Origin of the sequence: Burkholderia sp. LAS2, from assembly GCF_018417615.1 — a bacterium.
Lineage (GTDB): Bacteria > Pseudomonadota > Gammaproteobacteria > Burkholderiales > Burkholderiaceae > Burkholderia > Burkholderia sola.
Window position 1 is genome coordinate 462,797 of record NZ_CP071054.1, and the last position, 25,622, is coordinate 488,418.

Genomic DNA, 25,622 nt, shown 5'->3' on the forward strand with positions numbered 1-25,622 from the left:
AATCGCTCCATCGACGGGTGATCCGCCAGTGCAATCCAGTCTACGAAGCAGGGTTTCCACGCGGTTGACTCAGATCAACGGGGGCCGTGCGCGATACCCGCACAGTGAAGCGGTCGAGACGCCGAGGCCGGGCAGGCGGCGCGACGCGGATGCGAACCCATTGATCCGATCGAAAGGGGAAGCCGATGAGTAGCGATGCTTTGACGACACCGAACGGCGCTTGGCGCGCGAGCTGCGATCTCGCGTTGCGCATGGTCGCGCTGAACCGCGACTGGCAACACGAATGGCATGCGCTGGCAGGGCGGCGCATCGAGCGCGACCGCACCGCGGTGCGGCGCCTGCAGCAGGCGCTGGCCGAAACGAACGAGTGGACGGCCTTCGCCGAGGCCGGCCGGCAGGTGACGAGCGACTACGCGATCGCGAGCGTCGAGATCTGGCAGGACGCCGCCGAGCTGTGCATGCGTGCGCAATTCGAGCATGCCAGTGCGTGGCGTACCTGGTTGCGCGAATACGGCTCGGGCGCGCTGACGCGTTATCAGACCGACTGGTTGCCTGACCTCGAGCGACTCGCGGTGGTCAACGAAGCCAGCATGCCGTGGGCCGACTGGATGGCCGCGCTGGAGCGCGGGATCGAGGAAGCGGGCGGCGCGACGAACGGGGCGCTTGCGGCGCGCCGCCTGAACGGCATCGCAGGCGAACGGGAGTACGATCATGTCCGCTAAGCGCGTCGCGTTCGTCACCGGCGGGATGGGCGGGCTCGGCGCCGCGATCGGCCGTCGCCTGCACGACGCCGGCATGACGGTGGCGGTGTCGTACACGGAACACAACGACCACGTCGCGACGTGGCTCGCGCACGAGCGCGACGCGGGCCGCACGTTTCATGCGTTCGAAGTGGACGTGGCCGACTACGATTCGTGCCAGCACTGCGCGGCACGCGTGCTCGCCGAATTCGGGCGCGTCGACGTGCTCGTGAACAACGCCGGCATCACGCACGACGCCACCTTCGTGAAGATGACGAAGAGCATGTGGGACGCGGTGCTGCGCACTAATCTCGACAGCATGTTCAACATGACGAAGCCGTTCGTGCCGGGCATGATCGACGCCGGTTTCGGGCGGATCGTGAACATCGGCTCCGTCAACGGTTCGAGAGGCGCGTACGGGCAAGCCAACTACGCGGCCGCGAAGGCCGGCATCCACGGCTTCACGAAAACGCTCGCGCTCGAACTCGCGCGGCATGGCGTGACGGTCAACACGGTGTCGCCCGGCTATCTGGCGACCGCGATGCTCGAGTCGGTGCCGAAGGCGGTGCTCGACGCGAAGATTCTGCCGCAGATTCCGGCCGGGCGGCTCGGCGACCCCGACGAGATCGCCGCGTTCGTCGCGCTCCTGTGCTCCGACGCCGGTGCGTTCGCCACCGGCGCGGAATTCGACGTCAACGGCGGAATGTACCTGCGATGAACGCGTCCGTGCTGCGCGCGGCGCTCGCGCCGGCATCGCTGCCGACGCCGGGCGACGACGGGCAGGCGCCGGCGGCGACGCGATGCGCGCCTTCCCCGATGAGCGCTGCCGAACAGTGGAACCGTGCCGCGCACGCGAACGTGGCCGCGCTGACGTTCGGGCTGTCGCCGGTGTCGCTGGCGCTGGCGATGCTCGACTGGGGCGCGCATCTGGCGGTGGCGCCGGGCAAAGGCTTCGAGCTCGCCGCACAGGCGTGGTTGGGCGCCGTGGCGCCGACGGCAAGCGGGCGCGACGGCGAGGCCGACGATGCGGAGTCGAGCGGCCTGGCCGTGCACGCCGGGGGCGCCGATCCGCGCTTCGCCGCGCCCGCATGGGGCGGCTGGCCGTTTCGCGCGTATCGAGACGGCTTCCTGTCGATCCAGCGCTGGTGGCGCGACGCGACCCGCGGTGTGCCGGGCGTCGAACGCCATCATGAGGAACTGGTCGGATTCGCCGCCCGCCAGTGGCTCGACGCCTGTTCGCCGGGCAATTTCCTGGCGACCAATCCGGTCGTGCTCGACGCGACGATGCGCAGCGGCGGCGCGAACCTCGCGGCGGGCTTGCGGCATTGGCTGGACGACGCGAACGCGCTCGTCGAGCGGGCGAGCGGCACGCAGGCCCACGATGTGCGCGCGTATCTGCCGGGTCGCGACGTGGCGATCACGCCCGGTCGCGTCGTTTGGCGCAACGCGCTGTGCGAGCTGCTGCAATACGCGCCGACGACGGCCCGCGTGGCGCGCGAGCCGATCCTGATCGTGCCGTCGTGGATCATGAAGTACTACATCCTCGATCTGCAGCCGCACAATTCGCTGATCCGCTTCCTGGTCGATGCGGGCTATACGGTGTTCGCGGTGTCGTGGCGCAACCCGGGCGCGGAATCGCGCAACCTCGGGCTCGACGACTATCTGCGCGACGGCTGCATCGCGGCGCTCGACGCCGCCCGGTCGATCGGCGGCGAAGCGGTCCACGCGGTCGGCTATTGTCTGGGCGGCACGCTGCTGGCGATCGCCGCGGCGGCGCTGGCGCGCGACGGCAAGCAGTACGACGCGCTGCGCTCGGTCACGTTGCTCGCGGCCCAGACCGATTTCAGCGAACCCGGCGAACTCGGCCTGTTCATCGATGCGAGCGAGCTGTCCGCGCTCGACGCGCTGATGTGGCGGCAAGGCTACCTGGACGGTGCGCAAATGTCCGCCGCGTTCGAACTGCTGAACGCGCGCGACCTGATCTGGTCGCGGATGATGAGCGAATACCTGCTCGGCACGCGCACGAAGCCCAACGACCTGATGTCGTGGAATGCGGATACCACGCGCATGCCGTACCGCATGCATTCGGAATACCTGACGCGACTTTTTCTCGACAACGATCTGGCGGCCGGCCGCTACTGCGTCGACGGGCGGCCTGTCGCGCTGTCGGATATCGACGTGCCGACGTTCGTGGTCGGCACCGAGCGCGATCACGTGTCGCCCTGGCGGTCCGTCTACAAGCTCCATCTGCTCACGCACCATGCGCTGACCTTCGTGCTGACGTCGGGCGGGCACAACGCGGGCATCGTGTCCGAACCGGGCCATCCGGGACGCCACTATCGGTGCGCGACGCGCGAACCCGGGGTGGCTTACCGCAGCCCGCACGACTTCGTGCGCGATACGCCGGCGGTCGACGGATCGTGGTGGACAGGCTGGCGCGACTGGTTGCACGCGCGCTCGTCGGGCGACGTGCCGGCCCGTACGCCGCCCGACGGCTTCGCGGCGGCGCCCGGCGCCTACGTACTCGAAACATGAATGGAGAAACCACAATGAAAGCACTCGTCTACCACGGGCCGGGGCGCAAGGCGCTCGAGGAACGGCCCAGGCCGGAACTGCAGTCGCCCACCGACGCGATCGTCCGCGTGACGCGCACGACGATCTGCGGCACCGATCTGCATATCCTCAAGGGCGACGTACCGACCTGCGAACCGGGCCGCATTCTCGGCCACGAGGGCGTCGGCGTCGTCGAGCAGGTCGGCGCCGCGGTCGATTCGCTGAAGCCGGGCGATCGCGTGCTCATTTCGTGCATCTCGTCGTGCGGCCGCTGCGAATACTGCCGCCGCGGCCTGTATTCGCATTGCACGACCGGCGGCTGGATTCTCGGCAACCGGATCGACGGCACGCAGGCCGAGTACGTGCGTATCCCGCATGCGGCGACCAGCCTGTACCGGATTCCGGGCGGCGCCGACGAGGACGCGCTCGTGATGCTGTCCGATATCCTGCCGACCGGGTTCGAATGCGGGGTATTGAACGGCAAGGTGCAGCCCGGGTGCTCGGTCGCGATCGTCGGCGCGGGGCCGATCGGGTTGGCCGCGTTGCTGACCGCGCAGTTCTACTCGCCCGCGCAGATCATCATGATCGACCCGGACAGCAACCGGCTCGAGATCGCGCGGCACTTCGGCGCGACCGATTGCATCGACGGCCGCACCGGCGATCCGGTCGCGGAAGTGATGAAGCTGACCGACGGCATCGGCGTCGATTGCGCGATCGAGGCGGTCGGCATTCCGGCGACGTTCGAGATGTGCACGGCGCTCGTGGCGCCGGGCGGTGTCGTCGCGAACGTCGGCGTGCATGGCGTGAAGGCCGACCTGCACCTCGAGAAGCTGTGGGATCGCAACATCTCGATCACGACGCGGCTCGTCGACACGGTCAGCACGCCGATGCTGCTGAAGACCGTGCGCGCCGGGCGTCTCGATCCGACACGCCTGATCACGCACCGGTTTTCGCTCGACGACGTCGAGCGTGCGTACGACACGTTCGGTCGCGCGGCGCAGACCCATGCGCTGAAGGTCATCATCGAAGTCGGCTGACGGGCCGGTGGCGCGTGACGGAGGCCGGTACGCAACGTCGCCCGGTTCTTGCCGCGCCCGACCGGTGTCTACCGGCGTTTCGCCGGCGCCGTAGTCAGGACGAAACGCCGGCCGGCTCGCGCGCATCGTCCGATTCGACTGCGTCGAGATCGACGGTCTGCGCGTAGGTCGGGACTTCGCACGGCCAGTGCAATCGCTCCGAAATGCGCCGCCGCAGTGCGTCCGCCGATGCAGGTTCGCCATGCGTGATGAAGGTCCGTGCGGGCGCGGGCTGCATCGTGCCGAGCCACCGGAGAATCTCCTCGTAGTCGGCATGCGCGGACAGCGCGGCGATCGACTCGACCTGCGCGCGCACGCGCACGTATTCGCCGTGAATCTTGACCGTCGGTTCGTGCGCGGCCAGCGCCGCGCCGCGTGTACCGGCCGCCTGATAGCCGACCAGCGCGATCGTGTTGCGCGCGTCGGGCGCGTAGCGGCTCAGGTGATGGAGCACGCGGCCACCCGTGGCCATGCCGCTGCCGGCGATGATGACCATCGGGCCGTGGTGTTCCGCAATCGCCTTCGACTGCTCGACCGACCGGATCATCGTCGCCGCGTGGCCGAGCGCGTTCGCTTCGGAAAGCGTCAGCCGATGTTCGAGGATGTGATGGCGATAGATGTCGGTCACGTCGGTCGCCATCGGGCTGTCGACGAACACGGGCACGCGCGCCATGCGGCCGGACGCCTTCAGCCGCGCGATGTAGTGCAGGATCTCCTGCGCGCGGCCGACGGTGAAGCAGGGCATCACGACCACTCCGCCGCGCGCGAACGTCGTGTCGAACAACGTGGCCAACTCGTTCTCGGGATCCGAATCCGGATGCAGCCGGTCGCCGTAGGTCGATTCGACGACGAGATAGTCGGCATGCGCCGGCGGCCGCGGCGGCTGCATGATCGGGTCGTGATAGCGGCCGAGGTCGCCCGAGAACGCGAGCACCTTGTGATCCCAGTGCATCACGACGCTCGCCGCGCCGAGGATGTGCCCGGCCGGCAGCAGGCGGAACGCGAGGCCATCGCCGAGCGCCGTGCATTCGTCGAAGGCGACGGGCTTCAGCAGCCGCAGCGCGCGCTGCGCATCGTCGAGCGTATAGAGCGGTTGCGCCGGATGATGCTTCGAGTAGCCGTGCCGGTTCGCGAAGTCGGCTTCTTCCTCCTGCAGCCGTGCGCTGTCGCGCAGCATGATGTCGCAGAGTTCGGCCGTGGCCGCCGTGCAGTACACCGGGCCGCGATAGCCTTCGCGCGCCAGCACCGGCAGATAGCCGGTATGGTCGAGATGCGCATGCGTGAGCACGACCGCGTCGAGCGAGTCGGGTGCGAGCGGCAGCGGGCTCCAGTTGCGCAAGCGCAGGTTTTTCGTGCCCTGGAACAGGCCGCAATCGATCAGCACGCGCCGGCCGCCGTGCTCGACCAGATACTTCGAGCCGGTCACGGTTTCGGTCGCACCGAGAAAAGTCAGTTTCATCGCTCGTCTCACTGGAAGTCGAGGGGTTCGGTGCGTCGATTACATCGCGAAGCGGCGCGCGGCGATTGACGGAAATCAGCGATTCCCGCATCAAGCATGATGTCGAATGCGGCGCGTGAGGCGGTTTCGCTAGCGCTCGCGCGGCGCGGGATCGAGCTGCGCGACGAACGCGACGCCGCCCGACACCAGCGCGACGATCGCGTACGGCAGCACGTGCGCGTCGACCAGCATCGCGTGCACGACGCCCAGTAGCGACGCGAGTGCGACGAACACGCCCAGCGTGGCGAGCGTGGTCCGGTACGAATGGCGAATCATGACGTTCTCCCGTGGAGCGGCCGGTGTTCGTCCGCGTTGGCACGCAGCGGCAGTTTGCGATTTCGCAAGCTATGGCGTCATGATCGCGTACCGGCTTCCGGCGCGGTTGATCTGTATCAACCGGCGAATCCCGGCCTCGCGCGCGCGATCGGGCGATGAGCCCGTGGAACGATCAAGTCATCTGACCAATGGTCTTGCGGAATCGCATCAGCGACAGCAGGAACAGCGCGCCCCCGATCGCGAACAGCGCCGCGAACTGCGGCCACACCGCATCGAAGCCGGCGCCCCGGTACAGGATGCGTTGCGCGAGTTCGACGAAATGAGTCGTCGGCGCGGCCAGCATGATGTCCCGCACGCCCGCCGGCATGCTTTCGCGCGGCGTCAATCCGCCCGACAGCAGTTGCAGCGGCAGCAGTACGAGCACGAGCAACATGCCGAACTGCGGCATGCTGCGCACGAGCGTCGCGAGAAAGATCCCCATCGACGTCGTGGCGAACAGGTGCAACGCCATCCCGGCCACGAACAGCGGGATGGAGCCTGGAATCGGCACGTGCAGCGCGCCGCCCACGACGCACGTCAGCGACGCGACGGCCGCCACCGTGACGACGAGCCCCATCGACCAGACCTTCGCGAGCATGATCTCCGCTGCGGTCACCGGCATCACGAGCAGATGCTCGATCGTGCCGTGTTCGCGCTCGCGAATCAGCGCGGCGCCGGTGAGGATCATCGACAGCATCGTCACGTTGTTGATCAGTTCCATCAGCGCGCCGAACCAGACTTCGTCGAGATTCGGGTTGAAGCGCATCCGCAGCGCGAGATCGACCGGCGGTGGCGGCGTGCCGCGATAGCGCCGCACGAACGCGTCGATCTCGCCCGACACGATCTGCTGGATGTAGGTGCTGCCGGTGAAGGCTTGCGTCATGCGTGTCGCATCGACGTTGAGCTGGATCGTCGCATGACGGCCGGCCAGCACGTCGCGCTGGAAGTTCGGCGGAATGTCGAGCGAGAACGTGTAGTCGCCGTTGTCGAGCCCGCGATCGGCCGCGCCGGCGTCGACGACCGGGGGCGGCGCGAACTGCGGCGGAAAGAACGCCGCCGCGATCCGTGCCGACAGCGGCGACGCGTCTTCGTCGACGAGCGCGATCGGCACCTTGTGCAGCGTTTCGGGGCGTGCGGTCGCGGCGACGTAGATCGACGCGCTGAACGTATACACGATGAGCGCGAGCAGGATCGGGTCGCGGGCGAGGCTCCACAGTTCCTTGATCCCGAGCCGGTAGATGGCGAGCACGCGCGACATGGTCAGCGCTCCTGTTTGCGCAGCAGGACGCCGGTCGTCACCATGATGACCGGCACGGCGGCGAGCAGCGGCCAGAACTGGGACGACAGGTCGGCGAGCCCGAGCGCCTTGTTGTAGACGCCGCGGCTGATCGCGAGCATGTAGGTGGCCGGATAGATCGTACCGATCCACTTGCCGCTGCCTTCGAGCGACGACAGCGGCGTGAGCAGGCCCGAGAACTGCACGACGGGGATCAGCGTGCCGACGATCGTCATGAAGATCGCGGCGATCTGGCTGCGCGTGAACGTCGACGCAAACAACCCGATGCCGGTGGCGACGACATTGAAGATCAGCACCGCGGCGGCCAGCGTCGCGAAGCTGCCCTTGATCCGCACGCCGAACACGACGTCGGCCAGCACGACCATCAGCAGGAAATTCAGCATGGCCAGCATCACGTACGGCGCCTGCTTGCCGAGCAGGAATTCGGCGCGGGTCACGGGCGTCACGTACAGGTTGACGATCGATCCGAGCTCGCGTTCCCGGACGACGGCGAGCGCCGTCAGCATCGCGGGCAGCATCAGCAGCAGCATCGGCATGATCGCGGGAATCATCGCGGGCAGGCTCTTGACGTCCGGGTTGTACCGATAGCGGATCGCGACGTCGACTGCCGGGACGAGCGACACGCCGAGCCGGCGCTTCGCCTGATCGCGCAGCCAGTTCTCGTGCATGCCGGCCACGTAGCCGCGAATCGTTTCCGCGCGCATCGGCATCGCGCCGTCGACCCACGCGCCGATCTCCACGTGCCGGCCGCGGGCGACGTCGCGTGCGAAGCCGGGCGGGATCTCGATCGCGAGCGACAGCTGGCCGTTGCGCATGCGGCGATCGATATCGCGGTCATCGGCAAGCTGGGCGCGCGGCACGAAGTAGCGGGAGCCCGCGAGATGCTGCGCGTAGTCCTGGCTCAGCATCGATTGATCGCGATCGAGCACGGCGAACGTCAGGTTGTCCACATCCAGACTGATGCCGATGCTGATCACGCACATCAACACGAGCGAACCGAACAGCGCCAGCGTCGCGCGCAGCGGGTCGCGGCGCAGCTCCAGCACTTCGCGCCACAGGTAGCTGCCGGCGCGCGCCGGGCTGAACCAGGCGGCGCCGCGGCCGGCGTCGCTCGCGTCGAGCGACGCGGCGAGCCAGCCGGCGCCAGGTGACGTGTCCGTCGGTGCGCTGTCGCCGCGTTGCGCGTCGGTCAGGTAGCCGATGAACGCGTCCTCGAGCGTGGCGGCGCCGCGCAGGCGAACCAGTTCGTCCGGCGCGGCGCTCGCCAGCACGCGGCCCGCATGCATCAGCGAGATGCGGTCGCAGCGGGCGGCCTCGTTCATGAAGTGCGTCGAAATGAAAATCGTGACGCGGTCGTTGCGCGCGAGCTCGATCATCAATCGCCAGAAGTCGTCGCGCGCAACCGGGTCCACGCCCGACGTCGGTTCGTCGAGGATCAGCAGTTCGGGCTTGTGCACCATCGCGACGGCAAGGGACAGCCGCTGCCGCATGCCGAGCGGCAGGCGTTCGGGCAGCGCATCGAGTACGTCCGCGAGACCGAAGCGCCCGACCATTTCGTCGATGCGCGCGGGCAGGTCTGGTTCCGGCACGCCGAACAGGCGCGCATGCAGCACGAGGTTCTGCCGGACGGTCAGTTCGCCGTACAGCGAAAACCCTTGCGACATGTAGCCGACTCGCCTGCGCGTATCGATGTCGTTCGCGGCGACCGGCCGGCCGAACAGCGTCGCCGTGCCTTCGGACGCGGCGAGCAGGCCCGTGAGCATCTTCATGGTCGTCGATTTGCCGCAGCCGTTGGAGCCGAGAAAGCCGAAGATTTCGCCGCGGCGGATCTTCAGGCTCACGTGGTCGACCGCGACGAAATCGCCGAACCGCATCGTCAGGCCGTCGGCCTCGATCGCGTAGCCGTCGGTCGCGTCGGGCTGGAACGGCGTGATCCGGATCGGCTGGTGCCCGTGCCGGCGCGCTTCCGGCAGCAACGCGACGAACGCGGCTTCCAGCGTGTCGCAACCGGTGCGGGCGAGCAGGTCGCCGGGGCTGCCCGTCGCGAGCACGCGGCCGGCGTCCATCGCGATCAGCCAGTCGAAACGCCGGGCCTCGTCCATGTACGCGGTCGCGACGAGCACGCTCATCGCCGGACGCGCGGTGCGAATACGGTCGATCAGTTCCCAGAACTGGGCGCGCGACAGCGGATCCACGCCGGTCGTCGGTTCGTCCAGGATCAGCAGGTCGGGATCGTGGATCAATGCGCAGCACAGGCCGAGTTTCTGCTTCATCCCGCCGGACAGTTTGCCGGCGGGGCGGTCGAGAAACGCATGCAGCCCGGTGCTGTGCGTGAGCGCGTCGATGCGGCGGCGTCGCTCGGCCGCATCGTGGCCGAACAGTCGGGCGAAGAACTGCAGGTTTTCCTCGACCGACAGCGTCGCGTACAGGTTCCGGCCCAACCCTTGCGGCATATAGGCGATGCGCCGGCATACGCGTGCGCGGTGGCCGCGCGACGACAGGTCGCCATCGAGCGCCCATACGCGGCCCAGCTGGATCGCCCGTGCGCCGGACACGAGCGCGAGCAGGCTCGACTTGCCGACGCCGTCCGGTCCGATCAGCCCGACCATGCGGCCGGCCGGGATATCGAGCGTCACGTCGTCGAGCGCGCAGGTATCGCCGTAGCGCAACGAGACGCCCGACAGCCGGGCGACCACGCCCGATTCAACGGATGCGGGCGGACCTTCGCCCGCACCGGCACCGCTAGCGACGGGCAACGTCGCGTTCATTGCGGCACCTTGATCGCGAGGCGCGCCGGCCAGCCCGCGTTCGGATCGGTCTTCAGCCACGCGACACCCGGCAGGCCGGTCTTGACGAGCTTCAGATGGCGCTGCAGCAGATCGCGGTCGATGCGCGCCTTGACCCGAAACATCAGTTTCTGCCGTTCGGTGGCCGTCTCGACCGTTTTCGGCGTGAATTGCGCCGTGCTCGACACGTAGGACACGCGTGCCGGAATCACGTATTCCGGCGCCGCATCGAGCACGATCCGCACGTCGGCGCCGAGCGGGACTCTGCCGACAACCGTTTCGGGCAGGAAGAACGTCATGTAGACGTCGGACAGATCGACGACATTGAGCACCTTGCCGCCTGCCGGCAGGACTTCGCCCGATTCGGCGATGCGATACTGGACCCGCCCGTCGCGCGGCGACGTCAGCTCGCTGTCCGAGATATCGGCCTGCACGCGCGCGACGGTCGCTTGCGCGGCCGTCACCGCCGAGCGGGCGGCGACGAGCTGGGCCCGGGTGGCGTCGATTCCGGCCTGCGCGGCTTCGACCTGGGCGCGCGCGGCGTTCACGGTCGCCCGCAGGCTGCCGGCGCGCGCGCGGTCGTCGTCGAGTTCCTGCAGCGACGACGCGCCGTCCCGCGACAGCGTTTCGGAGCGCGCCAGCCGGCGCGTGGCCGCGTCGAGCTCGCTTTCCCGCTGCACGACGAGCGCGGCCGCCGCGGCCTTGTCGCTGCGACGCTGGGCCACCTGCGCGTCGATGCTCGCCGCGGTGTTCACCGCCTGTTGTTCCCGGGCCTGCGCCTCGTCGAGCTGCGCCCGCAGGACGACGACGTCCATGCGGGCGAGCGGCTGACCGGCACTCACGAAATCGCCTTCGTCGACGAGCATGGCGGTGACGCGCCCCGGCAGCTTGGTCGCGACGTCGATCTCGGTCGCCTCGATGCGGCCGTTGCCGCTGACGAGCCCGGCGTCCGTCTGTGCGTCGCGCCAGCGCGTCCAGCCGTAGTAAATGAGGCCGATCGCGAGCACGGCCGCACCGGCGCCGATCAGAACAGGGCGCTTGATGGTCTTCATGGTCTGGAACCCGAATCGATGGAAAGGTGGTTCGATGCCGCGGCGGCGCGGTCGGTATCGGTGGTCCCGCCGCCGAGCGCGCCGTACAGCGCGACGCGGCTCGATAGCAGCGCACGACGCGTCATCACCCATTGCTGCTCGGCGTTCATCAGGTCCCGTTGTGCATCGAGCACTTCCAGGAAGCGGGTGGCGCCGCTGTCGTAGCGCAGTTTCGCCAGACGTGCGCGCTCGGCCTGGGACGCGAGCGTCGCCCGTTCGATGGCAACCTGGTCGGCGAGCCAGTAGCGTGCGGCAAGTGCATCGGACACGTCGCGAAACGCGCGCTGCATGGTCTTCTCGTACTGGGCGAGCGCCTCGTCGCGCTGGGCGTGCGCGAGGGCGAGATTCGACCGATTGCGGCCGCCGTCGACGAGCGGCAGCGTGACGTTCGGAATCACCGACCACACGCCCGTTCCGGACGACAGCAGGTCGCGCAGTGCGGTGCTCCCCGAACCGATCGCGCTCGTCAATGCGATACGCGGGAAAAACGCCGCGCGCGCCGCGCCGATGTTCGCGCGCGTGGCCTGCAATTCGTGCTCCGCCGCGATTACGTCCGGACGCCGGGCGAGCAGCGACGACGGCAGGCCCGGCGCGAGCGACGGCATCACGGCGCCGTCGTCGAGCGTCAGCGGCGCGTCGGCCAGCGCCGGCGTCGCACCGACGAGCAATGCCAGCGCATCGGCCGCCGATGCACGCGCCTGCTGCAACTGGATGCCAAGCGACTCGGCCTGCTGCAGCAGAATCTCCGATTGCGTCAGGTCCAGCCGCGAGATCGCGCCGGCCGCGTGACGCAGCCGGAAAATCCGCAGCGATTCGCGTCGCGTGTCGATCGTCGCGCGCGTCAGCGCGATCCGTTCATCGATCTCGCACAGGGTCAGATAGGCGTCCGCCACGCCGGTGATCACGCTCAGCGTCACCGCTTGCCGGGCCGCATCGCTCGCGAGATAGCGCTGCAGCGCCGACGCTTTCAGGTTGCGCACGCGGCCCCAGAAATCGATCTCCCATTGCGTCTCCGCCAGCTGGACCTGGTAGACCTGGCCGATGACCGGCGTCGGCGTCAGGAAGCCGCCCGGTGTGCGAAACCGCGCGTAGGCCGCGCCGGCGCCGATCGTCGGCCACTGATCCGCGCTGCGGATGCCATAGACGGCGCGCGCCTGTTCGACGCGTGCAACCGCTGCGCGCAGATCCCGGTTGTTGGCGAGCGCCTGCTCGATCAACGCACGCAGACGTCCGTCGACGAAGTAGTCTTGCCAGGCGGGCGGCGCCTGCGCAATGGCGGCGCTGCGGGCGGCAGGATCGGGGAACGCGGCGGGGATCGGCGCGGCGGGACGTTCGTCGGGTGGCGCGAGCGACAGGCATCCCGACAGCAGGCCCGCACAGGCTGCCAGCGCAACGAGACGAACGCGCCGCGCGGCGGCAGGCTGAAACAGCGGTGGAAGCGCGACGGCGCGCATGGGGTTCCTCATCGGCTACACGAACACGGGATGGCGCCGCGCTCGTGGCGACGCCGCTTCGGGTTCACTTATATCCGACGATTGCCGCGCGCCCCCTTGATCTGAATCACTGCGGCGGGAATGCGGGTCGAGGGCGGCCTCGGTTGACAGGCAGCGGTAATTCGCGTCAGCCGATGTTCCGCTTACGGTCGACGCCGGCGCGGCTCGCGTGCCGGCGATGCCTCACGCCCGCACGCTATGCGTGAACCGCGACCCGATACCGCGTGGTTTGCCGATAGACGTCGCCCGGACGAACGATCACGTCGTCGCGCAGGCCGTCCATGTTGACCTGGTCCGGAAACCCGCCCGCCTCGACGCACAGCGCCGCGTGCTGCACGCAGCGCGTGCCGCCGCTTACGCGCAGGCCGTCGAGATAGTTGCCCGTATAGAGCTGCAGCCCGCGCTGATCGGTCGACACGATCAACTCGCGGCCGCTTTCCGGATCGTAGATCCGCGCGACGGGCCGGACCTCGCGCGCGCCGTTGCCGACGACGTAGCAGTGATCGAAACCGCGCGCCCGCGCCAGTTGCGCATGCGGCCAGTCGAGGCGCGCGCCGATCGGCGCGCTGTGCCGGAAATCGAACGCCGTGCCCGTCACGTCGGCCGTGCCGGTCGGGATCAGCGCGTCGTCCACTTCGAGGAATGCGTCAGCGTCGATGTGCAGCAGATGGCCGCGCACGTCGCTGCCCGCGCGCCCGTTCAGGTTGAAGTAGCTGTGGTTCGTCAGGTTCAGCGGCGTCGGCGCATCGGTCCACCCCGAATAGTAGATCGTCAGCGTGCCGTCGTCGTCGAGCGTGTAGCGCACCTGCACGCTCACGTTGCCGGGGAATCCCGCATCGCCTTCCGGCGAATCGAGCCGCAGCGTCAGCCCGCCGCTGTCGTCGACCACGTCCCACCGTGCGCGATGAAAGCCGTTCGCGCCGCCGTGCAGCAGGTTGCCGTTCTCGTTGCGGTCGAGCAGGTAGTCGACGCCGTCGAGCGTGAAGCGCGCGCCGGCGATCCGGTTCGCCCAGCGGCCGACCGTCGCGCCGAGATAGGCGCCGGATTCGAGGTACTCGGCCGGCGTGTCGTGCGCGAGCACGATATCGGCCAGGCGCCCCGTGCGGTCGGGCGCGAGCCACGACACGACGGTCGCGCCGAGATCGCTGACGACGACGCGCATCCCGTGCGCGTTGCGCAGCGTGTAGCGCCGCACGGGCTCGCCGTCGGGCAACGCGCCCCACGGCTCGGCCAGCACGCGTGCCACGCCGGGTGTCAGAGGTGAGGAATCGGTATCGATGTGCATGAGTGGATGTCGAATGGGCGGCGGGCGTCAGTTCGTGGCGGCCGCGCGTTCCTGATATTCGCGCGGCGTGCAGCCGAGTTCGCGCCGGAACACCGCGTACATGTATTGAAGCGACGTGAACCCGCAACGGATCGCGACTTCGGCGCTCGACGCCTGCCGGCTGGCGAGCAGCGCCTGCGCGGCCTCGAGTTTGTGACGCAGGATCTCCTGGTGCACGGTGCGCTGCAGTTCGCGCCGGAAGTGCTCCTCGAGCAGCGAGCGCGACACGCCGACATAGTCGGCGACCTGTTCGGTCTTGATCCCCTGGCACGCGTACTGGCGGATGAAATGCCGGGCGCGCATCACGTGCGGGCTCGCCAGCGGCTGGTGGCGCGTCGATTCGAGCACGTTGATGCCGACCGGCGGCACGAGAATGCGCTGCCCGGGAAAGCGCGCGCCGCGCAGCATCCGGTGCAGCAGGTGCGCGGCGGTGCGGCCCATTTCCTCGGTGCCCTGGATCACCGACGACAGCGGAATGCGCGTCAGCGTGCGCGTGAGCGGATCGTTGTCGATGCCGATGATCGCGACCTGTTCCGGCACCGCGATGCCGGCGATCAGGCACGCCTGCAGCAGATGCCGCGCGCGCGCATCGGTCACCGCGATCACGCCGACCGGCTTCGGCAGCGCATGCAGCCAGTCGATCAGTTGCTCGATCGCGTGATTCCAGCCCGACGCGCTGGTCGACAGCCCACGATAGATCGGCGCGTCGAGCCCGTCCGCGCGCGCGAGCCGGTCGAACGCCAGCTCGCGCTGCTGCGCCCAGCGGTTTTCCTGCGCGACCGGCAGGCTGTACATCGCGAAATGCGCGAGGCCGGCCCCGATCAGGTGCGTATAGGCGAGCGACACGAGCTTCGGGTTGTCCGTCGCAATATATGGGACATCGTCCGGGTACTGCGCCGGGTCCTCGTACGACGATCCGATCGCGACGATCGGCAGCGGCGAACCGGCGAGCGCGTCGGCGACGGCCGGGTCGTCGAAGTCCGCGATGATGCCGTCGCCGTCGAAACGCTCGATTCCGGTGAGCCGGCAGCGGAAATCGTCTTCGAGGAACAGGTCCCACACGACGCGCGTCGTGTGCAGGTACTGGCCGATGCCGCTGATGATCTCGCGGTCGTAGACCTTGTTCGCGTTGAACAGCAGCGCGATGCGGTGCGGTGTCTGGGCGGATGGGGCGCGTGTCATCTCGGTGTCGGGTGAGCGCGTCGGGGCGCCGTGCCGTTGTCTCCGGGGCGCGCTCGACGGCGGCGCGCGGTTGTCTGGTGTACGGCGATTGTAGGACGGAACGCAGGCCGCACGCGTACGACTGGCAAGAAACATCAAGCGCGCTGCGCAATTTCGCAATTGCCGGCCGGCAGGCGCGGGGGCACGATCCAGCCAACCGAATTCGGCCGCGTGCGTCGCCGCGACGCGCGTTGCGCTGCAACAAGAACCTGCACGGAGACGCCATGTCGTATTTCGAACACATTCCCGCCATTCGCTACGAAGGCCCGCAGTCGGACAATCCGCTTGCGTATCACCATTACGACCCCGAGAAGCGCGTGCTCGGCAAGACGCTTGCCGAGCATCTACGGATCGCGGTCTGCTATTGGCACACATTCGTGTGGCCGGGCAACGACATCTTCGGGCAGGCCGCATTCCAGCGGCCGTGGCACCAGCCCGGCGACGCGCTCGAACGCGCGCGAATGAAGGCCGATGCCGCATTCGAATTCTTCACGAAGCTCGGCACGCCGTTCTATACGTTCCATGACACCGACGTCGCGCCGGAAGGCGACAGCCTGCGCGAATACGCGGGTAATTTCGCGCGGATGGTCGACTATCTCGGCGAGCGCCAGCAGGCGAGCGGCGTGCGGCTCCTGTGGGGTACCGCGAACCTGTTCTCGCACCCGCGCTTCGCGGCCGGCGCCGCGACGAACCCGAACCCCGACGTGTTCGCCTGGGCCGCGACCCAGGTGTGCCATGCGCTCGACGCGACCCACCGGCTCGGCGGCGAAAACTACGTGCTGTGGGGCGGACGCGAAGGCTACGAGACGCTGCTCAATACCGACCTGAAGCGCGAGCGCGACCAGTTCGCCCGCTTCCTGTCGATGGTCGTCGAGCACAAGCACCGGATCGGCTTCAAGGGCGCGCTGCTGATCGAGCCGAAGCCGCAGGAGCCGACCAAGCACCAGTACGACTACGACGTCGCGACCGTGCACGGCTTTCTCGTGCAGTACGGGCTGCAGGACGAGATCCGCGTGAACATCGAGGCGAACCACGCGACGCTCGCCGGCCATTCGTTCCATCACGAGATCGCGAACGCGTTCGCGCTCGGCGTGTTCGGCAGCGTCGACGCGAATCGCGGCGATCCGCAGAACGGCTGGGACACCGACCAGTTCCCGAACAGCGTCGAGGAGCTGACGCTCGCGTTCTACGAGATCCTGCGCCACGGCGGCTTCACGACCGGCGGGATGAACTTCGACGCGAAGGTGCGGCGCCAGAGCATCGATCCGGAAGACCTGTTCTACGGCCACGTCGGCGCGATCGACGTGCTCGCGCTCGCGCTCGAACGCGCGGCGGTGCTGGTCGAGAACGACCGGCTCGACGCGCTGCGCCGGCAGCGTTATGCGCAGTGGGACGATGAATTCGGCCGCAAGATCCTGTCGGGTGGCTACACGCTGGAGTCGCTGGCGGCCGATGCGCTCGCGCGCGGTGTGGACCCGCGGCATGCGAGCGGCGCGCAGGAGCGACTGGAGAACATCGTGAACCAGGCGATCTACGGGCTGCGCTGACGCCATGTACATCGGACTCGATCTCGGCACGTCGGGCGTGAAGGCAGTGCTGCTCGACCGTGACGGCGCGGTGCGCGCGAGCGCGAGCCGTCCGCTCACCGTGAGCCGGCCGCAGCCGCGCTGGTCCGAGCAGGCGCCGCGCGACTGGTGGGAGGCCGCCTGCGACGCGCTCGCCGCACTCGTGGCGGAGGCGCGTACGGCCGGCATCGATCCGCGCGACATCGACGCGCTCGGGTTGACCGGCCAGATGCACGGCGCGACGCTGCTCGATGCGCACGGCGACGTGCTGCGCCCCGCGATTTTGTGGAACGACGGCCGGGCCGACGCGGAGTGCGACGAACTCGAACGGCTCGCGCCCGCGCTGCGCACGGTGGCCGGCAACATCGCGATGCCGGGCTTCACCGCGCCGAAGCTGCTGTGGGTGCGGCGTCACGAGCCCGACGTGTTCGCGCGCATCGCCTACGTGCTGCTGCCGAAGGATTATCTGCGCTACCGGCTGACCGGTGCGTTCGCAACCGATCCGTCGGATGCCGCCGGCACGCTGTGGCTCGACGTCGCGAAGCGCGATTACGACGACACGCTGCTCGCCGCCTGCGGGCTGTCGCGCACGCAGATGCCGGCCGTATTCGAAGGCAACCAAGTCACCGGCACGCTGCTGCCGGCCGTCGCACGGGCGCTGGGCCTGCGCGAGATTCCGGTGGTGGCGGGCGGCGGCGACAACGCGGCCGGCGCGGTGGGCGTCGGGATCGTGCGGCCCGGCGATGCGCTGCTGTCGCTCGGCACGTCGGGCGTGTATTTCGCGGTGTCGGACGGGTTTCGCGCGAATCCGGAATCGGCGGTGCACAGCTTCTGTCATGCGCTGCCCGATACGTGGCACCTGATGTCCGTGATGCTGAACGCGGCCGGCTGCGTCGACTTCACCGCGCAACTGGCCGGCTACGACGGCGTCGCGGCGCTGCTCGACGATGCCGAGACGAACGCCCGTGCGAGCCGCCCGTGGTTCCTGCCGTACCTGAGCGGCGAGCGTACGCCGCACAACGACGTGAACGCGAAGGGCGTGTTCTATGGGCTAACGCCCGACACGCGCCGTGCCGATCTCGCGAACGCGACGCTCGAAGGCGTCGGCTTCGCGCTGCTCGACGGCATCGATGCGCTGCATGCGGCCGGGCTCGCCCCCGACAGCATCACCGTGATCGGCGGCGGCTCGCGCAGCGCGTACTGGACGCAGATGCTCGCCGATCTGAGCGGCCGCGCACTGACGCTGCGCGAAGGCGGCGAAGTGGGGCCGGCGCTCGGCGCCGCGCGCCTCGCGCACCTCGCCGTCGAACCGCGTGCACGGCTCGACGACGTGTGCCCGCAGCCGCCCGTCGTCGCGGTGCGCGAGCCCGATCCCGAGCGGCACGCGTGGTATCGCGACGTGCGCCGGCCGACGTTTCGCGCGCTGTATCGGGCGCTCGAACCGGTGTTTGCGACGGGCGCTTGACACGCACGTTGCAGTGAATCGATGCGGGCGGTGCAATCCGGCGGCCGCCCGCGGTTCGTGAGTGGTTCCATAACAAGGAGTGGAGACATGAAATCCGTGACGCGTCGTACCGTATTGAGTTCGCTTGCCGGCGCCGCCGCGCTGGCGATCCTCGCACTGGGCTCGCCGCTCGCCCATGCGAGCAAGGACAAGCCCGAGATCGGTTTCTGCATCGACGACCTGCGCGTCGAGCGCTGGTCGCGCGATCGCGACTATTTCGTTGCAGCCGCAACCAAACTCGGCGCGAAGGTGTCGGTGCAGTCGGCCGACGCAAGCGAGGCGCGGCAGATTTCGCAGATCGAGAACCTGATCTCGCGCGGCGTCGACGTGATCGTCATCGTGCCGTTCAACTCGAAGACGCTCGGCAACGTCGTCGCCGAAGCGCGCAAGGCCGGCATCAAGGTCGTGTCGTACGACCGCCTGATTCTCGACGCGGACGTCGACGCGTATATCTCGTTCGACAACGAGAAGGTCGGCGAGCTGCAGGCGCAGGGCGTGTTCGACGCGAAGCCGAAGGGCAACTACTTCCTGTTGGGCGGCGCGCCGACCGACAACAACGCGAAGATGCTGCGCGAAGGACAACTGAAGGTGCTGAAGCCCGCGATCGACCGCGGCGACATCAAGGTCGTCGGCCAGCAGTGGGTGCCCGAATGGAGCGCGTCGACCGCGCTGCGGATCGTCGAGGACGCGCTGACCGCGAACAATAACAAGATCGACGCGATCGTCGCGTCGAACGACGGCACGGCCGGCGGCGCGATCCAGGCGCTCGCCGCGCAGCATCTGGCCGGCAAGGTGCCGGTGTCCGGGCAGGATGCGGATCTGGCCGCGGTCAAGCGGGTGATCGCCGGCACGCAGACGATGACCGTCTACAAGCCGCTGAAGCTGATCGCGAGCGAAGCCGCGAAGCTGGCGGTCGATCTCGCGAAGGGCACGAAGCCCGCGTTCAACGCGCAGTACGACAACGGCAAGAAGAAGGTCGACACGGTGCTGCTGCAGCCGACGCTGCTGACCAAGCGCAACGTCGACGTCGTCGTGAAGGACGGCTTCTATACCCAGGCCCAGCTGGCGAGCCAGTAAGCGTACGACGGACGCGACGCGCGGCCGCCGCGACGGCGGCCGCTTACTGCGAGGCAATGAACGAATGACGGAACCCTTGCTGACGATGCGTGGCATCGTCAAGGCATTCGACGGCGTGAAGGCGCTCGACGGTATCGACCTGACCGTGCGCCCCGGCGAATGCGTCGGGCTGTGCGGCGAGAACGGCGCCGGCAAGTCGACGCTGATGAAGGTGCTGTCGGGCGTGTACCCGCACGGCACGTGGGACGGCGAGATCCGCTGGGAAGGCGCGCCGCTCGTGGCGTCCGGCGTGCGCGACACCGAGCGCGCGGGCATCGCGATCATCCATCAGGAACTGATGCTCGTGCCCGAACTGTCGGTGGCCGAGAACATCTTCCTCGGCAACGAGATCACGCTGCCGGGCGGGCGCATGCACTTCGCGGCGATGGTCCAGCGCGCGGAGGAACTGCTGCAGGAATTACGGATCGACTCGATCAACGTCGCGCAGCCGGTGATGAACTACGGCGGCGGCCACCAGCAGTTGATCGAGATCGCGAAGGCGCTGAACAAGCGCGCGAAGCTGCTGATCCTCGACGAACCGTCGTCGTCGCTGAGCGCGTCGGAAACGCGGATCCTGCTCGACATCGTGCGCGACCTGAAGCGGCGCGGCGTGGCGTGCGTGTACATCTCGCACAAGCTCGACGAGGTGGCGGCCGTGTGCGACACGGTCACCGTGATCCGCGACGGCCGCCATGTCGCGACCGAGCCGATGGCCGCGCTGACCACCGACCGGATCATCGCGATGATGGTCGGCCGCGAGATCCGCGACCTGTATCCGCGCGAGCCGCACGAGATCGGCGACGTCGTGCTCGACGTACGCCACGTGACGTGCCGCGACGTGACGAACGCGCGCCGCAAGCGCGTCGACGACGTGTCGTTCAGCGTGCGGCGCGGCGAGATCGTCGGCGTGGCCGGGCTCGTCGGCGCGGGGCGCACCGAGTTGATGCAGGCGATCTTCGGCGCGTATCCGGGCGCGTGCACGGCGACGGTGACGATGAACGGCCGGCCGCTGTCGATCCGCTCGCCGGCCGACGCGATCCGCGCCGGCATCGCGATGGTGCCCGAGGACCGCAAGCGCCACGGCATCGTGCCGCAGCTCGGCGTCGGCCACAACATCACGCTCGCGGTGCTGCAGCGCTTCACGGCGCGCGGGCGGATCGACGCGGCCGCCGAGCTCGACGCGATCCGCACCGAGATGCAGCGGCTGTCGGTGCGCGCCGCCCACCCGTTCCTGTCGATCGCGAGCCTGTCGGGCGGCAACCAGCAGAAGGCGGTGCTCGCGAAGATGCTGCTGACCGAGCCGCAGGTGCTGATCCTCGACGAACCGACGCGCGGCGTCGACGTGGGCGCGAAGGCCGAGATCTACCGGCTGATCTTCGCGCTGGCCAAGCGCGGCGTCGCGCTGATCGTCGTGTCGTCGGAACTGCCGGAAGTGCTCGGCCTCGCCGATCGCGTGCTGGTGATCGGCGAAGGCGAATTGCGCGGCGATTTCGTCAACCAGGGCCTCACGCAGGAACAGATTCTCGGCGCCGCGCTGAAGCCCGCGCGGCTGCCGGCCGAACCCACCGCAGCGAGTGCGACATGAATTCCGAACTTTCTTCCTCGACCCCGGCGACGCCGGATGCAGGCGCCGGCCGCGCGCCGCGGCTGCCATTGCGCCACGTCTTCACGCGCTACAAGGTGCTCGCGCTGCTGTTCGCGGTCGTCGCGATCTGGGCGTTCTTCTCGGTGCTGACGGACGGCGCGTTCGTCACGCCGCGCAACGTATCGAACCTGCTGCGGCAGATGTCGATCACCGGCATGCTCGCGTGCGGGATGGTGTTCGTCATCATCGCGGGCGAGATCGACCTGTCGGTCGGCTCGCTGCTCGGGCTGCTCGGCGGCGTCGCCGCGATCCTCGACGTCAACCGCCACTGGCCGGTTGCGGCGACGGTCCCGGCCGTGCTCGCGCTCGGCGTGCTGATCGGACTCTTCAACGGCTGGTGGTCGACCTATCGGCGCGTGCCGTCGTTCATCGTCGGGCTCGGCGGGATGCTCGCGTTTCGCGGCATCCTGCTCGGCGTGACGGGCGGCTCGACGATCGCGCCCGTGTCGGACGGCTTCGTGTTCATCGGACAGGGTTATCTGCCGCGTCTCGCCGGGGACGGCCTCGCGGTGCTGCTGTTCGTGGTCGCGACGCTGCTGGTGGTGCGGCAGCGCGGCACGCGGCGGCGCTACCGGCTCTCGGTCGCGCCGTTGTGGCAGGACGTCGCGAAGATCGTCGGCGCGGGCGCCGTGCTGTTCGCGTTCGTCGCGACGCTCGACCGTTACGGCGGCATTCCGGTGCCCGTGCTGCTGCTGCTCGTGCTGCTCGGCGTGTTCTCGTGGATCGCGACGCAGACCGTGTTCGGCCGGCGCATCTATGCGGTGGGGTCGAACCTGGAGGCGACGCGGCTGTCGGGCGTGGACACCGATCGCGTGAAGCTCGTGATCTTCGCGCTGATGGGGCTGATGTGCGCGTTCGCCGGCCTCGTCAACACGGCGCGGCTCGCGGCCGGGTCGCCGTCGGCCGGCTCGATGGGCGAACTCGATGCGATCGCTGCGTGCTTCATCGGCGGCACGTCGATGCGCGGCGGGTCGGGCACCGTCTACGGCGCGCTGATCGGCGCGCTCGTGATGGCGAGCCTCGACAACGGGATGTCGATGCTCGACGTCGACGCGTACTGGCAGATGATCGTCAAGGGCGCGGTGCTGGTGCTGGCGGTGTGGATCGACGTGGTGTCGCGGTCGAACCGGCGCTGACGTGCGGGTCGGCGCCGGTCGGTCGCGAGTCGACGAAGAGGACGACCATGGAACGAAACACGATGCGCGCGGCGGATGTTGCCGTGCGGGTGGCCGGACCGTTCGCGATGCCGGATGCCGGTTCCGTGCTGGGCCTGGATGACCCGCGCGACCGGCAGGTGATCGCGGATGCACTGCGCGCGCTGCTGCGCGAGCGTTCCGAAGCGCTCGCGTTCGCGATGCGCATGGCTGACCAGTGCGGCCGGCCCCGGCCCGATGCGGCCGATTTCGCGCTGACCGACATCATTCGGCTGGCGCGCATCGTCGAGCGAGTCGAGCGGGACCGCGCGTCGCAGCGCGCTGCCGCTGCCGTTGCCGCGGACGCGCGTTGAAAGGCGAGGCGGCTCCGACGCGCGGGCCGCGGACCGAATGCGCCGCGCATGCCGCGCGGTCGACGCTCAACGCGGCGAATCGAATCGCACGCCGATCGGCGGACGACGATTCCCCGAATCGCGGGCTGACACGGCTGCTTCCTTACAACACGTAATTGACCCGCCCGATCCCGACGCGCACCATGCGCGGTTGCCGCCGCTTCCCGCCACTGTCATCGTTTGCGTTCAGGATCGCATGACGTGTGGCGGCCGGAGCCGGTGCAGGCGAAGCGGGGCGCTTCCGCAGATGCCTGACCAACCGCCGTCTGCTTCGCCGTGCCGGGACTTCCGGCGACAGCGGCACACTTTCGACGAAGTTCGAACCCAGGGCCGCGCGCGGGCGCGGCCGCAACGACCAAGGGAGACGCATGAGCGGCAAGGACTGGACGAAGGACAACGCGATGCGCGAAGCGGTCGCGCATCGCACGGGCGACGCTTCGCAACCCGAATGGATGTCGGACGACGCGATGTCGCGGCGCACGTTTCTCCACAGTCTGGGCGCATGGGCGATGCTCGCCTGCGGCGGGACGTTCGGCGGTGCGAGCGCCGCATTCGCCGCGGTATCGCAGGGCTCGACGGCGGCCTTCGTCCATCCGGGCCTGCTGCATACGCAGGCGGATTTCGATCGCGTCGCGCAAAAGGTGATGACGCACGCACAGCCGTGGTTCGACGGCTGGTCGGTGCTGATCGCGAACGGCCACGCGAGCCAGTCGTGGCAGCCGCGGCCGCAGGTCGAGATCGATCGCGGCGGCAGCGGGCCGCAGAACTACGGAATCCTGTACAACGACGTCGCCGCCGCCTATGCGTGCGCGCTGCGCTGGAAGGTGACCGGCGACAAGCTGTATGCGGACACGGCCGTGCGGATCATGAACGCATGGGCGGCGACGCTGAAGCGCCTGGGCGGCGATTCGAACGTCGACCTCGCGGCCGGCCTGTACGGCTACGAGTTCGCGAATGCCGGCGAGATCATGCGCGGCTATCCGGGCTGGGCGGCCGCGGATTTCGCCGCGTTCCAGCGGATGATGCGCACCGTGTTCTACCCGATCAACGCCGATTTCCTGCATCGTCACAACAATACCGAGATCACGCACTACTGGGCGAACTGGGACCTGTGCAATATCGCGTCGATCCTCGCGATCGGCGTGCTGTGCGACGACCGCGTGCTGTTCGACGAGGCGATCGACTATTTCCGCGCGGGGCCCGGCAACGGCGCGATACCGCAGGCGGTGTATTACCTGCATCCGGGCCATCTCGGCCAGTGGCAGGAGAGCGGCCGCGACCAGGGGCACAACACGCTCGGCATCGCGCTGGCCGGCGCGATCTGCGAGATGGCGTGGAATCAGGGCGTCGATCTGTACGGGTACGACAACAACCGTTTTCTTGCCGGCGCCGAATACGTCGCGAAAGCCAATTTGCGCCAATCGCCCGACGGCCCGTTCTTCGACGTGCCGTACGTCACCTACTCGAACGTGAACGTCACGCAAACGCAGTTCGCGACCGGCGGCCAGGGCGGGGTCCGGCCGTGCTGGGCGCTCGTGTACAACCACTACGTGAACCGCAAGGGGCTCGCGGCGCCGTGGTCGAAGCGCTTCGCGCTCGCCGCACAGCCCGAGGGTGGCGGCGGCAACTACGGGCCGAACAGCGGCGGCTACGATCAGCTCGGCTACGGCACGCTGATGTATACGCGCGATCCGGCCGGCCCGGCGCCCGCACCGAGCGGGCTCACCGCGCACGCGAGCGCCGGGCGCGCGGTGCTGTCGTGGTGGGGTGTCGCGAACGGCACGCACTATACGGTGAAGCGCGGCGCGGCGTCGGGCGGCCCGTACGCGACCGTCGCGACCGGCATCGTCGATCCGCTGACGTGGACGGACAGCCCGGCCGCGGGCACCTGGTATTACGTTGTGAGCGCAACCACGCCGACCGGCGAAACGCAGCATTCCGCGGAGGCGCGCGTGGTGACCGGCCAGCAGCTGCAGATCTGGCTGCCGTTCGACGAATCGCGCGGCGTCACCGCCGCCGATCGCAGCGGCAACGGGCACCCCGGTACGCTGGTCGGCGGGGCGGCGTTCGCGCCGGGGCGCAGTGGCAATGCGCTGTCGCTCGACGGTGCGGGCAGCTACGTCGCGCTTGCGGCGGGCGTGCTCGCCGACGTGTCGGATTTCACGGTCGCGGCATGGGTGTGTGCGCGCACCGTGCGGAAGTGGTCGCGGGTGTTCGACTTCGGCTCCGGTGTCGGGCGCTACATGATGCTCACGCCGCTCGCCGACACCGGCGCGCTGCGCTTCGCGATCACGGTCAACGGGGCGCACGGCGAGCGGCGTATCGATGCGAAAGCGCCGCTGCGAGCCGCGCAGTGGACGCACGTGGCCGTCACGCTGGCGGGGACGACGGCCACGCTCTACGTCGACGGCGCAGCAGTCGGCAGCGCGGCCGACGCGTTTCTCGCGCCGTGGCGGCTCGGTCCGACCGCGAACAACTGGATCGGGCGGTCGCAGTTCGCGGCCGATCCGGCCTTCGACGGCTTGGTGAGCGATTTCCGCGTGTACCACGGTGCGCTGACGGCGGGGCAAGTCGCCGCGCTTGCACGGTAGGGGCGCGCCGCACGCCAAGAGGGGTCGAGACGCCCGACGCCGGATTTCCGGCGGCGGGCGTTTTCGATTCCCGTTCAATTTTCCGGGCAGGTACCTTCAAGCCTGATTACGGTCGGCGCAACGGCGCGGGCTCGGCGAAGGCGGTGATTGCGGACGCGTATGTCGATGGCGGCAAGGCGGCCCAGGCGCGTGCGATCGGCGGGATTCGTCGCCGATACCGAAATGCAAGTGGCGAGCGTGACGGCACTGGCGCGCGCCGTT

General features: G+C 68.8%; 19 protein-coding genes. 11 read left to right on the forward strand and 8 right to left on the reverse strand.

What is annotated here, in order from left to right:
- The first annotated feature begins 185 nt into the window (after window positions 1-185).
- The 4 genes from JYG37_RS31200 to JYG37_RS31215 are packed head-to-tail and all read left to right on the forward strand — an operon-like array spanning window position 186 to window position 4,330.
- Window positions 186-722 (forward strand): hypothetical protein, encoded by a 537-nt coding sequence (locus tag JYG37_RS31200; protein WP_124630149.1) that lies wholly within the window; start codon window positions 186-188, stop codon window positions 720-722.
- Complete coding sequence (locus JYG37_RS31205; RefSeq protein ID WP_050016729.1) at window positions 712-1,458, forward strand: beta-ketoacyl-ACP reductase; 747 nt, start codon at window positions 712-714, stop codon at window positions 1,456-1,458. Before JYG37_RS31200 ends, JYG37_RS31205 begins: the two co-directional genes overlap by 11 nt.
- Window positions 1,455-3,275, forward strand: a complete 1,821-nt coding sequence (locus JYG37_RS31210) for a PHA/PHB synthase family protein (protein WP_213347019.1) — start codon at window positions 1,455-1,457, stop codon at window positions 3,273-3,275. Before JYG37_RS31205 ends, JYG37_RS31210 begins: the two co-directional genes overlap by 4 nt.
- 14 nt (window positions 3,276-3,289) lie before the next feature.
- Window positions 3,290-4,330, forward strand: coding sequence for a zinc-dependent alcohol dehydrogenase family protein (locus JYG37_RS31215; protein ID WP_124592711.1), 1,041 nt, complete (start codon window positions 3,290-3,292; stop codon window positions 4,328-4,330).
- Window positions 4,331-4,424: 94 nt separating this feature from the next.
- Here JYG37_RS31215 and JYG37_RS31220 read toward each other — a convergent pair whose 3' ends face one another.
- From JYG37_RS31220 to JYG37_RS31255, 8 genes are all read right to left on the reverse strand, one after another.
- The gene (locus JYG37_RS31220) at window positions 4,425-5,828 is read right to left on the reverse strand and encodes an MBL fold metallo-hydrolase RNA specificity domain-containing protein (RefSeq protein WP_176015932.1); all 1,404 of its coding nucleotides are present in this window, start codon (window positions 5,826-5,828) and stop codon (window positions 4,425-4,427) included.
- A gap of 129 nt (window positions 5,829-5,957) precedes the next feature.
- Window positions 5,958-6,143, reverse strand: coding sequence for a DUF2964 family protein (locus JYG37_RS31225; protein ID WP_176015933.1), 186 nt, complete (start codon window positions 6,141-6,143; stop codon window positions 5,958-5,960).
- Between the two features lie 172 nt (window positions 6,144-6,315).
- Window positions 6,316-7,440, reverse strand: a complete 1,125-nt coding sequence (locus JYG37_RS31230; RefSeq protein ID WP_124630152.1) for an ABC transporter permease — start codon at window positions 7,438-7,440, stop codon at window positions 6,316-6,318.
- Between the two features lie 2 nt (window positions 7,441-7,442).
- Complete coding sequence (gene rbbA, locus JYG37_RS31235; protein ID WP_249746105.1) at window positions 7,443-10,247, reverse strand: ribosome-associated ATPase/putative transporter RbbA; 2,805 nt, start codon at window positions 10,245-10,247, stop codon at window positions 7,443-7,445.
- Window positions 10,244-11,317, reverse strand: coding sequence for an HlyD family secretion protein (locus tag JYG37_RS31240; RefSeq protein ID WP_089490451.1), 1,074 nt, complete (start codon window positions 11,315-11,317; stop codon window positions 10,244-10,246). The genes rbbA and JYG37_RS31240 overlap by 4 nt, the downstream gene beginning before the upstream one ends.
- On the reverse strand, window positions 11,314-12,810 hold the full coding sequence (locus tag JYG37_RS31245; RefSeq protein WP_213347091.1) for an efflux transporter outer membrane subunit: 1,497 nt from the start codon (window positions 12,808-12,810) through the stop codon (window positions 11,314-11,316). The genes JYG37_RS31240 and JYG37_RS31245 overlap by 4 nt, the downstream gene beginning before the upstream one ends.
- Before the next feature lie 235 nt (window positions 12,811-13,045).
- Window positions 13,046-14,134, reverse strand: coding sequence for an aldose epimerase family protein (locus tag JYG37_RS31250; RefSeq protein ID WP_050016746.1), 1,089 nt, complete (start codon window positions 14,132-14,134; stop codon window positions 13,046-13,048).
- Between the two features lie 27 nt (window positions 14,135-14,161).
- Window positions 14,162-15,355, reverse strand: a complete 1,194-nt coding sequence (locus tag JYG37_RS31255) for a XylR family transcriptional regulator (RefSeq protein WP_050016747.1) — start codon at window positions 15,353-15,355, stop codon at window positions 14,162-14,164.
- Window positions 15,356-15,618: 263 nt separating this feature from the next.
- Here JYG37_RS31255 and xylA point away from each other — a divergent pair, with 263 nt between their 5' ends.
- From xylA to JYG37_RS31290, 7 genes are all read left to right on the forward strand, one after another.
- Window positions 15,619-16,941 (forward strand): xylose isomerase, encoded by a 1,323-nt coding sequence (xylA, locus tag JYG37_RS31260; protein ID WP_050016749.1) that lies wholly within the window; start codon window positions 15,619-15,621, stop codon window positions 16,939-16,941.
- Window positions 16,942-16,945: 4 nt separating this feature from the next.
- A complete protein-coding gene (gene xylB / locus JYG37_RS31265; RefSeq protein ID WP_213347021.1) occupies window positions 16,946-18,424 on the forward strand; it encodes a xylulokinase in 1,479 nt (492 codons plus the stop codon).
- A gap of 87 nt (window positions 18,425-18,511) precedes the next feature.
- A complete protein-coding gene (xylF, locus tag JYG37_RS31270; RefSeq protein WP_050016752.1) occupies window positions 18,512-19,540 on the forward strand; it encodes a D-xylose ABC transporter substrate-binding protein in 1,029 nt (342 codons plus the stop codon).
- 64 nt (window positions 19,541-19,604) lie between these two features.
- Window positions 19,605-21,164 carry a D-xylose ABC transporter ATP-binding protein gene (xylG, locus tag JYG37_RS31275; RefSeq protein WP_213347023.1) on the forward strand — a complete coding sequence of 520 codons (1,560 nt, stop codon included), beginning with the start codon at window positions 19,605-19,607 and terminating at the stop codon, window positions 21,162-21,164.
- Window positions 21,161-22,360, forward strand: a complete 1,200-nt coding sequence (locus JYG37_RS31280) for a sugar ABC transporter permease (RefSeq protein WP_050016755.1) — start codon at window positions 21,161-21,163, stop codon at window positions 22,358-22,360. The genes xylG and JYG37_RS31280 overlap by 4 nt, the downstream gene beginning before the upstream one ends.
- 47 nt (window positions 22,361-22,407) lie before the next feature.
- The gene (locus JYG37_RS31285; protein ID WP_176015937.1) at window positions 22,408-22,731 is read left to right on the forward strand and encodes a hypothetical protein; all 324 of its coding nucleotides are present in this window, start codon (window positions 22,408-22,410) and stop codon (window positions 22,729-22,731) included.
- Window positions 22,732-23,222: 491 nt separating this feature from the next.
- Window positions 23,223-25,361, forward strand: coding sequence for a LamG-like jellyroll fold domain-containing protein (locus JYG37_RS31290; protein WP_213347093.1), 2,139 nt, complete (start codon window positions 23,223-23,225; stop codon window positions 25,359-25,361).
- Window positions 25,362-25,622: the final 261 nt, after the last annotated feature.

Coding starts and splice junctions, on each gene's coding strand:
- xylB (WP_213347021.1), top strand. CDS start 16,946: ATGTACATCGGACTCGATCTCGGCACGTCGGGCGTGAAGGCAGTGCTG.
- JYG37_RS31200 (WP_124630149.1), top strand. CDS start 186: ATGAGTAGCGATGCTTTGACGACACCGAACGGCGCTTGGCGCGCGAGC.
- JYG37_RS31230 (WP_124630152.1), bottom strand. CDS start 7,440: ATGTCGCGCGTGCTCGCCATCTACCGGCTCGGGATCAAGGAACTGTGG.
- xylF (WP_050016752.1), top strand. CDS start 18,512: ATGAAATCCGTGACGCGTCGTACCGTATTGAGTTCGCTTGCCGGCGCC.
- xylG (WP_213347023.1), top strand. CDS start 19,605: ATGACGGAACCCTTGCTGACGATGCGTGGCATCGTCAAGGCATTCGAC.
- xylA (WP_050016749.1), top strand. CDS start 15,619: ATGTCGTATTTCGAACACATTCCCGCCATTCGCTACGAAGGCCCGCAG.
- JYG37_RS31255 (WP_050016747.1), bottom strand. CDS start 15,355: ATGACACGCGCCCCATCCGCCCAGACACCGCACCGCATCGCGCTGCTG.
- JYG37_RS31280 (WP_050016755.1), top strand. CDS start 21,161: ATGAATTCCGAACTTTCTTCCTCGACCCCGGCGACGCCGGATGCAGGC.
- JYG37_RS31240 (WP_089490451.1), bottom strand. CDS start 11,317: ATGAAGACCATCAAGCGCCCTGTTCTGATCGGCGCCGGTGCGGCCGTG.
- JYG37_RS31250 (WP_050016746.1), bottom strand. CDS start 14,134: ATGCACATCGATACCGATTCCTCACCTCTGACACCCGGCGTGGCACGC.
- JYG37_RS31290 (WP_213347093.1), top strand. CDS start 23,223: ATGTCGGACGACGCGATGTCGCGGCGCACGTTTCTCCACAGTCTGGGC.
- JYG37_RS31245 (WP_213347091.1), bottom strand. CDS start 12,810: ATGCGCGCCGTCGCGCTTCCACCGCTGTTTCAGCCTGCCGCCGCGCGG.
- JYG37_RS31215 (WP_124592711.1), top strand. CDS start 3,290: ATGAAAGCACTCGTCTACCACGGGCCGGGGCGCAAGGCGCTCGAGGAA.
- JYG37_RS31210 (WP_213347019.1), top strand. CDS start 1,455: ATGAACGCGTCCGTGCTGCGCGCGGCGCTCGCGCCGGCATCGCTGCCG.
- rbbA (WP_249746105.1), bottom strand. CDS start 10,247: ATGAACGCGACGTTGCCCGTCGCTAGCGGTGCCGGTGCGGGCGAAGGT.
- JYG37_RS31220 (WP_176015932.1), bottom strand. CDS start 5,828: ATGAAACTGACTTTTCTCGGTGCGACCGAAACCGTGACCGGCTCGAAG.
- JYG37_RS31205 (WP_050016729.1), top strand. CDS start 712: ATGTCCGCTAAGCGCGTCGCGTTCGTCACCGGCGGGATGGGCGGGCTC.
- JYG37_RS31225 (WP_176015933.1), bottom strand. CDS start 6,143: ATGATTCGCCATTCGTACCGGACCACGCTCGCCACGCTGGGCGTGTTC.
- JYG37_RS31285 (WP_176015937.1), top strand. CDS start 22,408: ATGGAACGAAACACGATGCGCGCGGCGGATGTTGCCGTGCGGGTGGCC.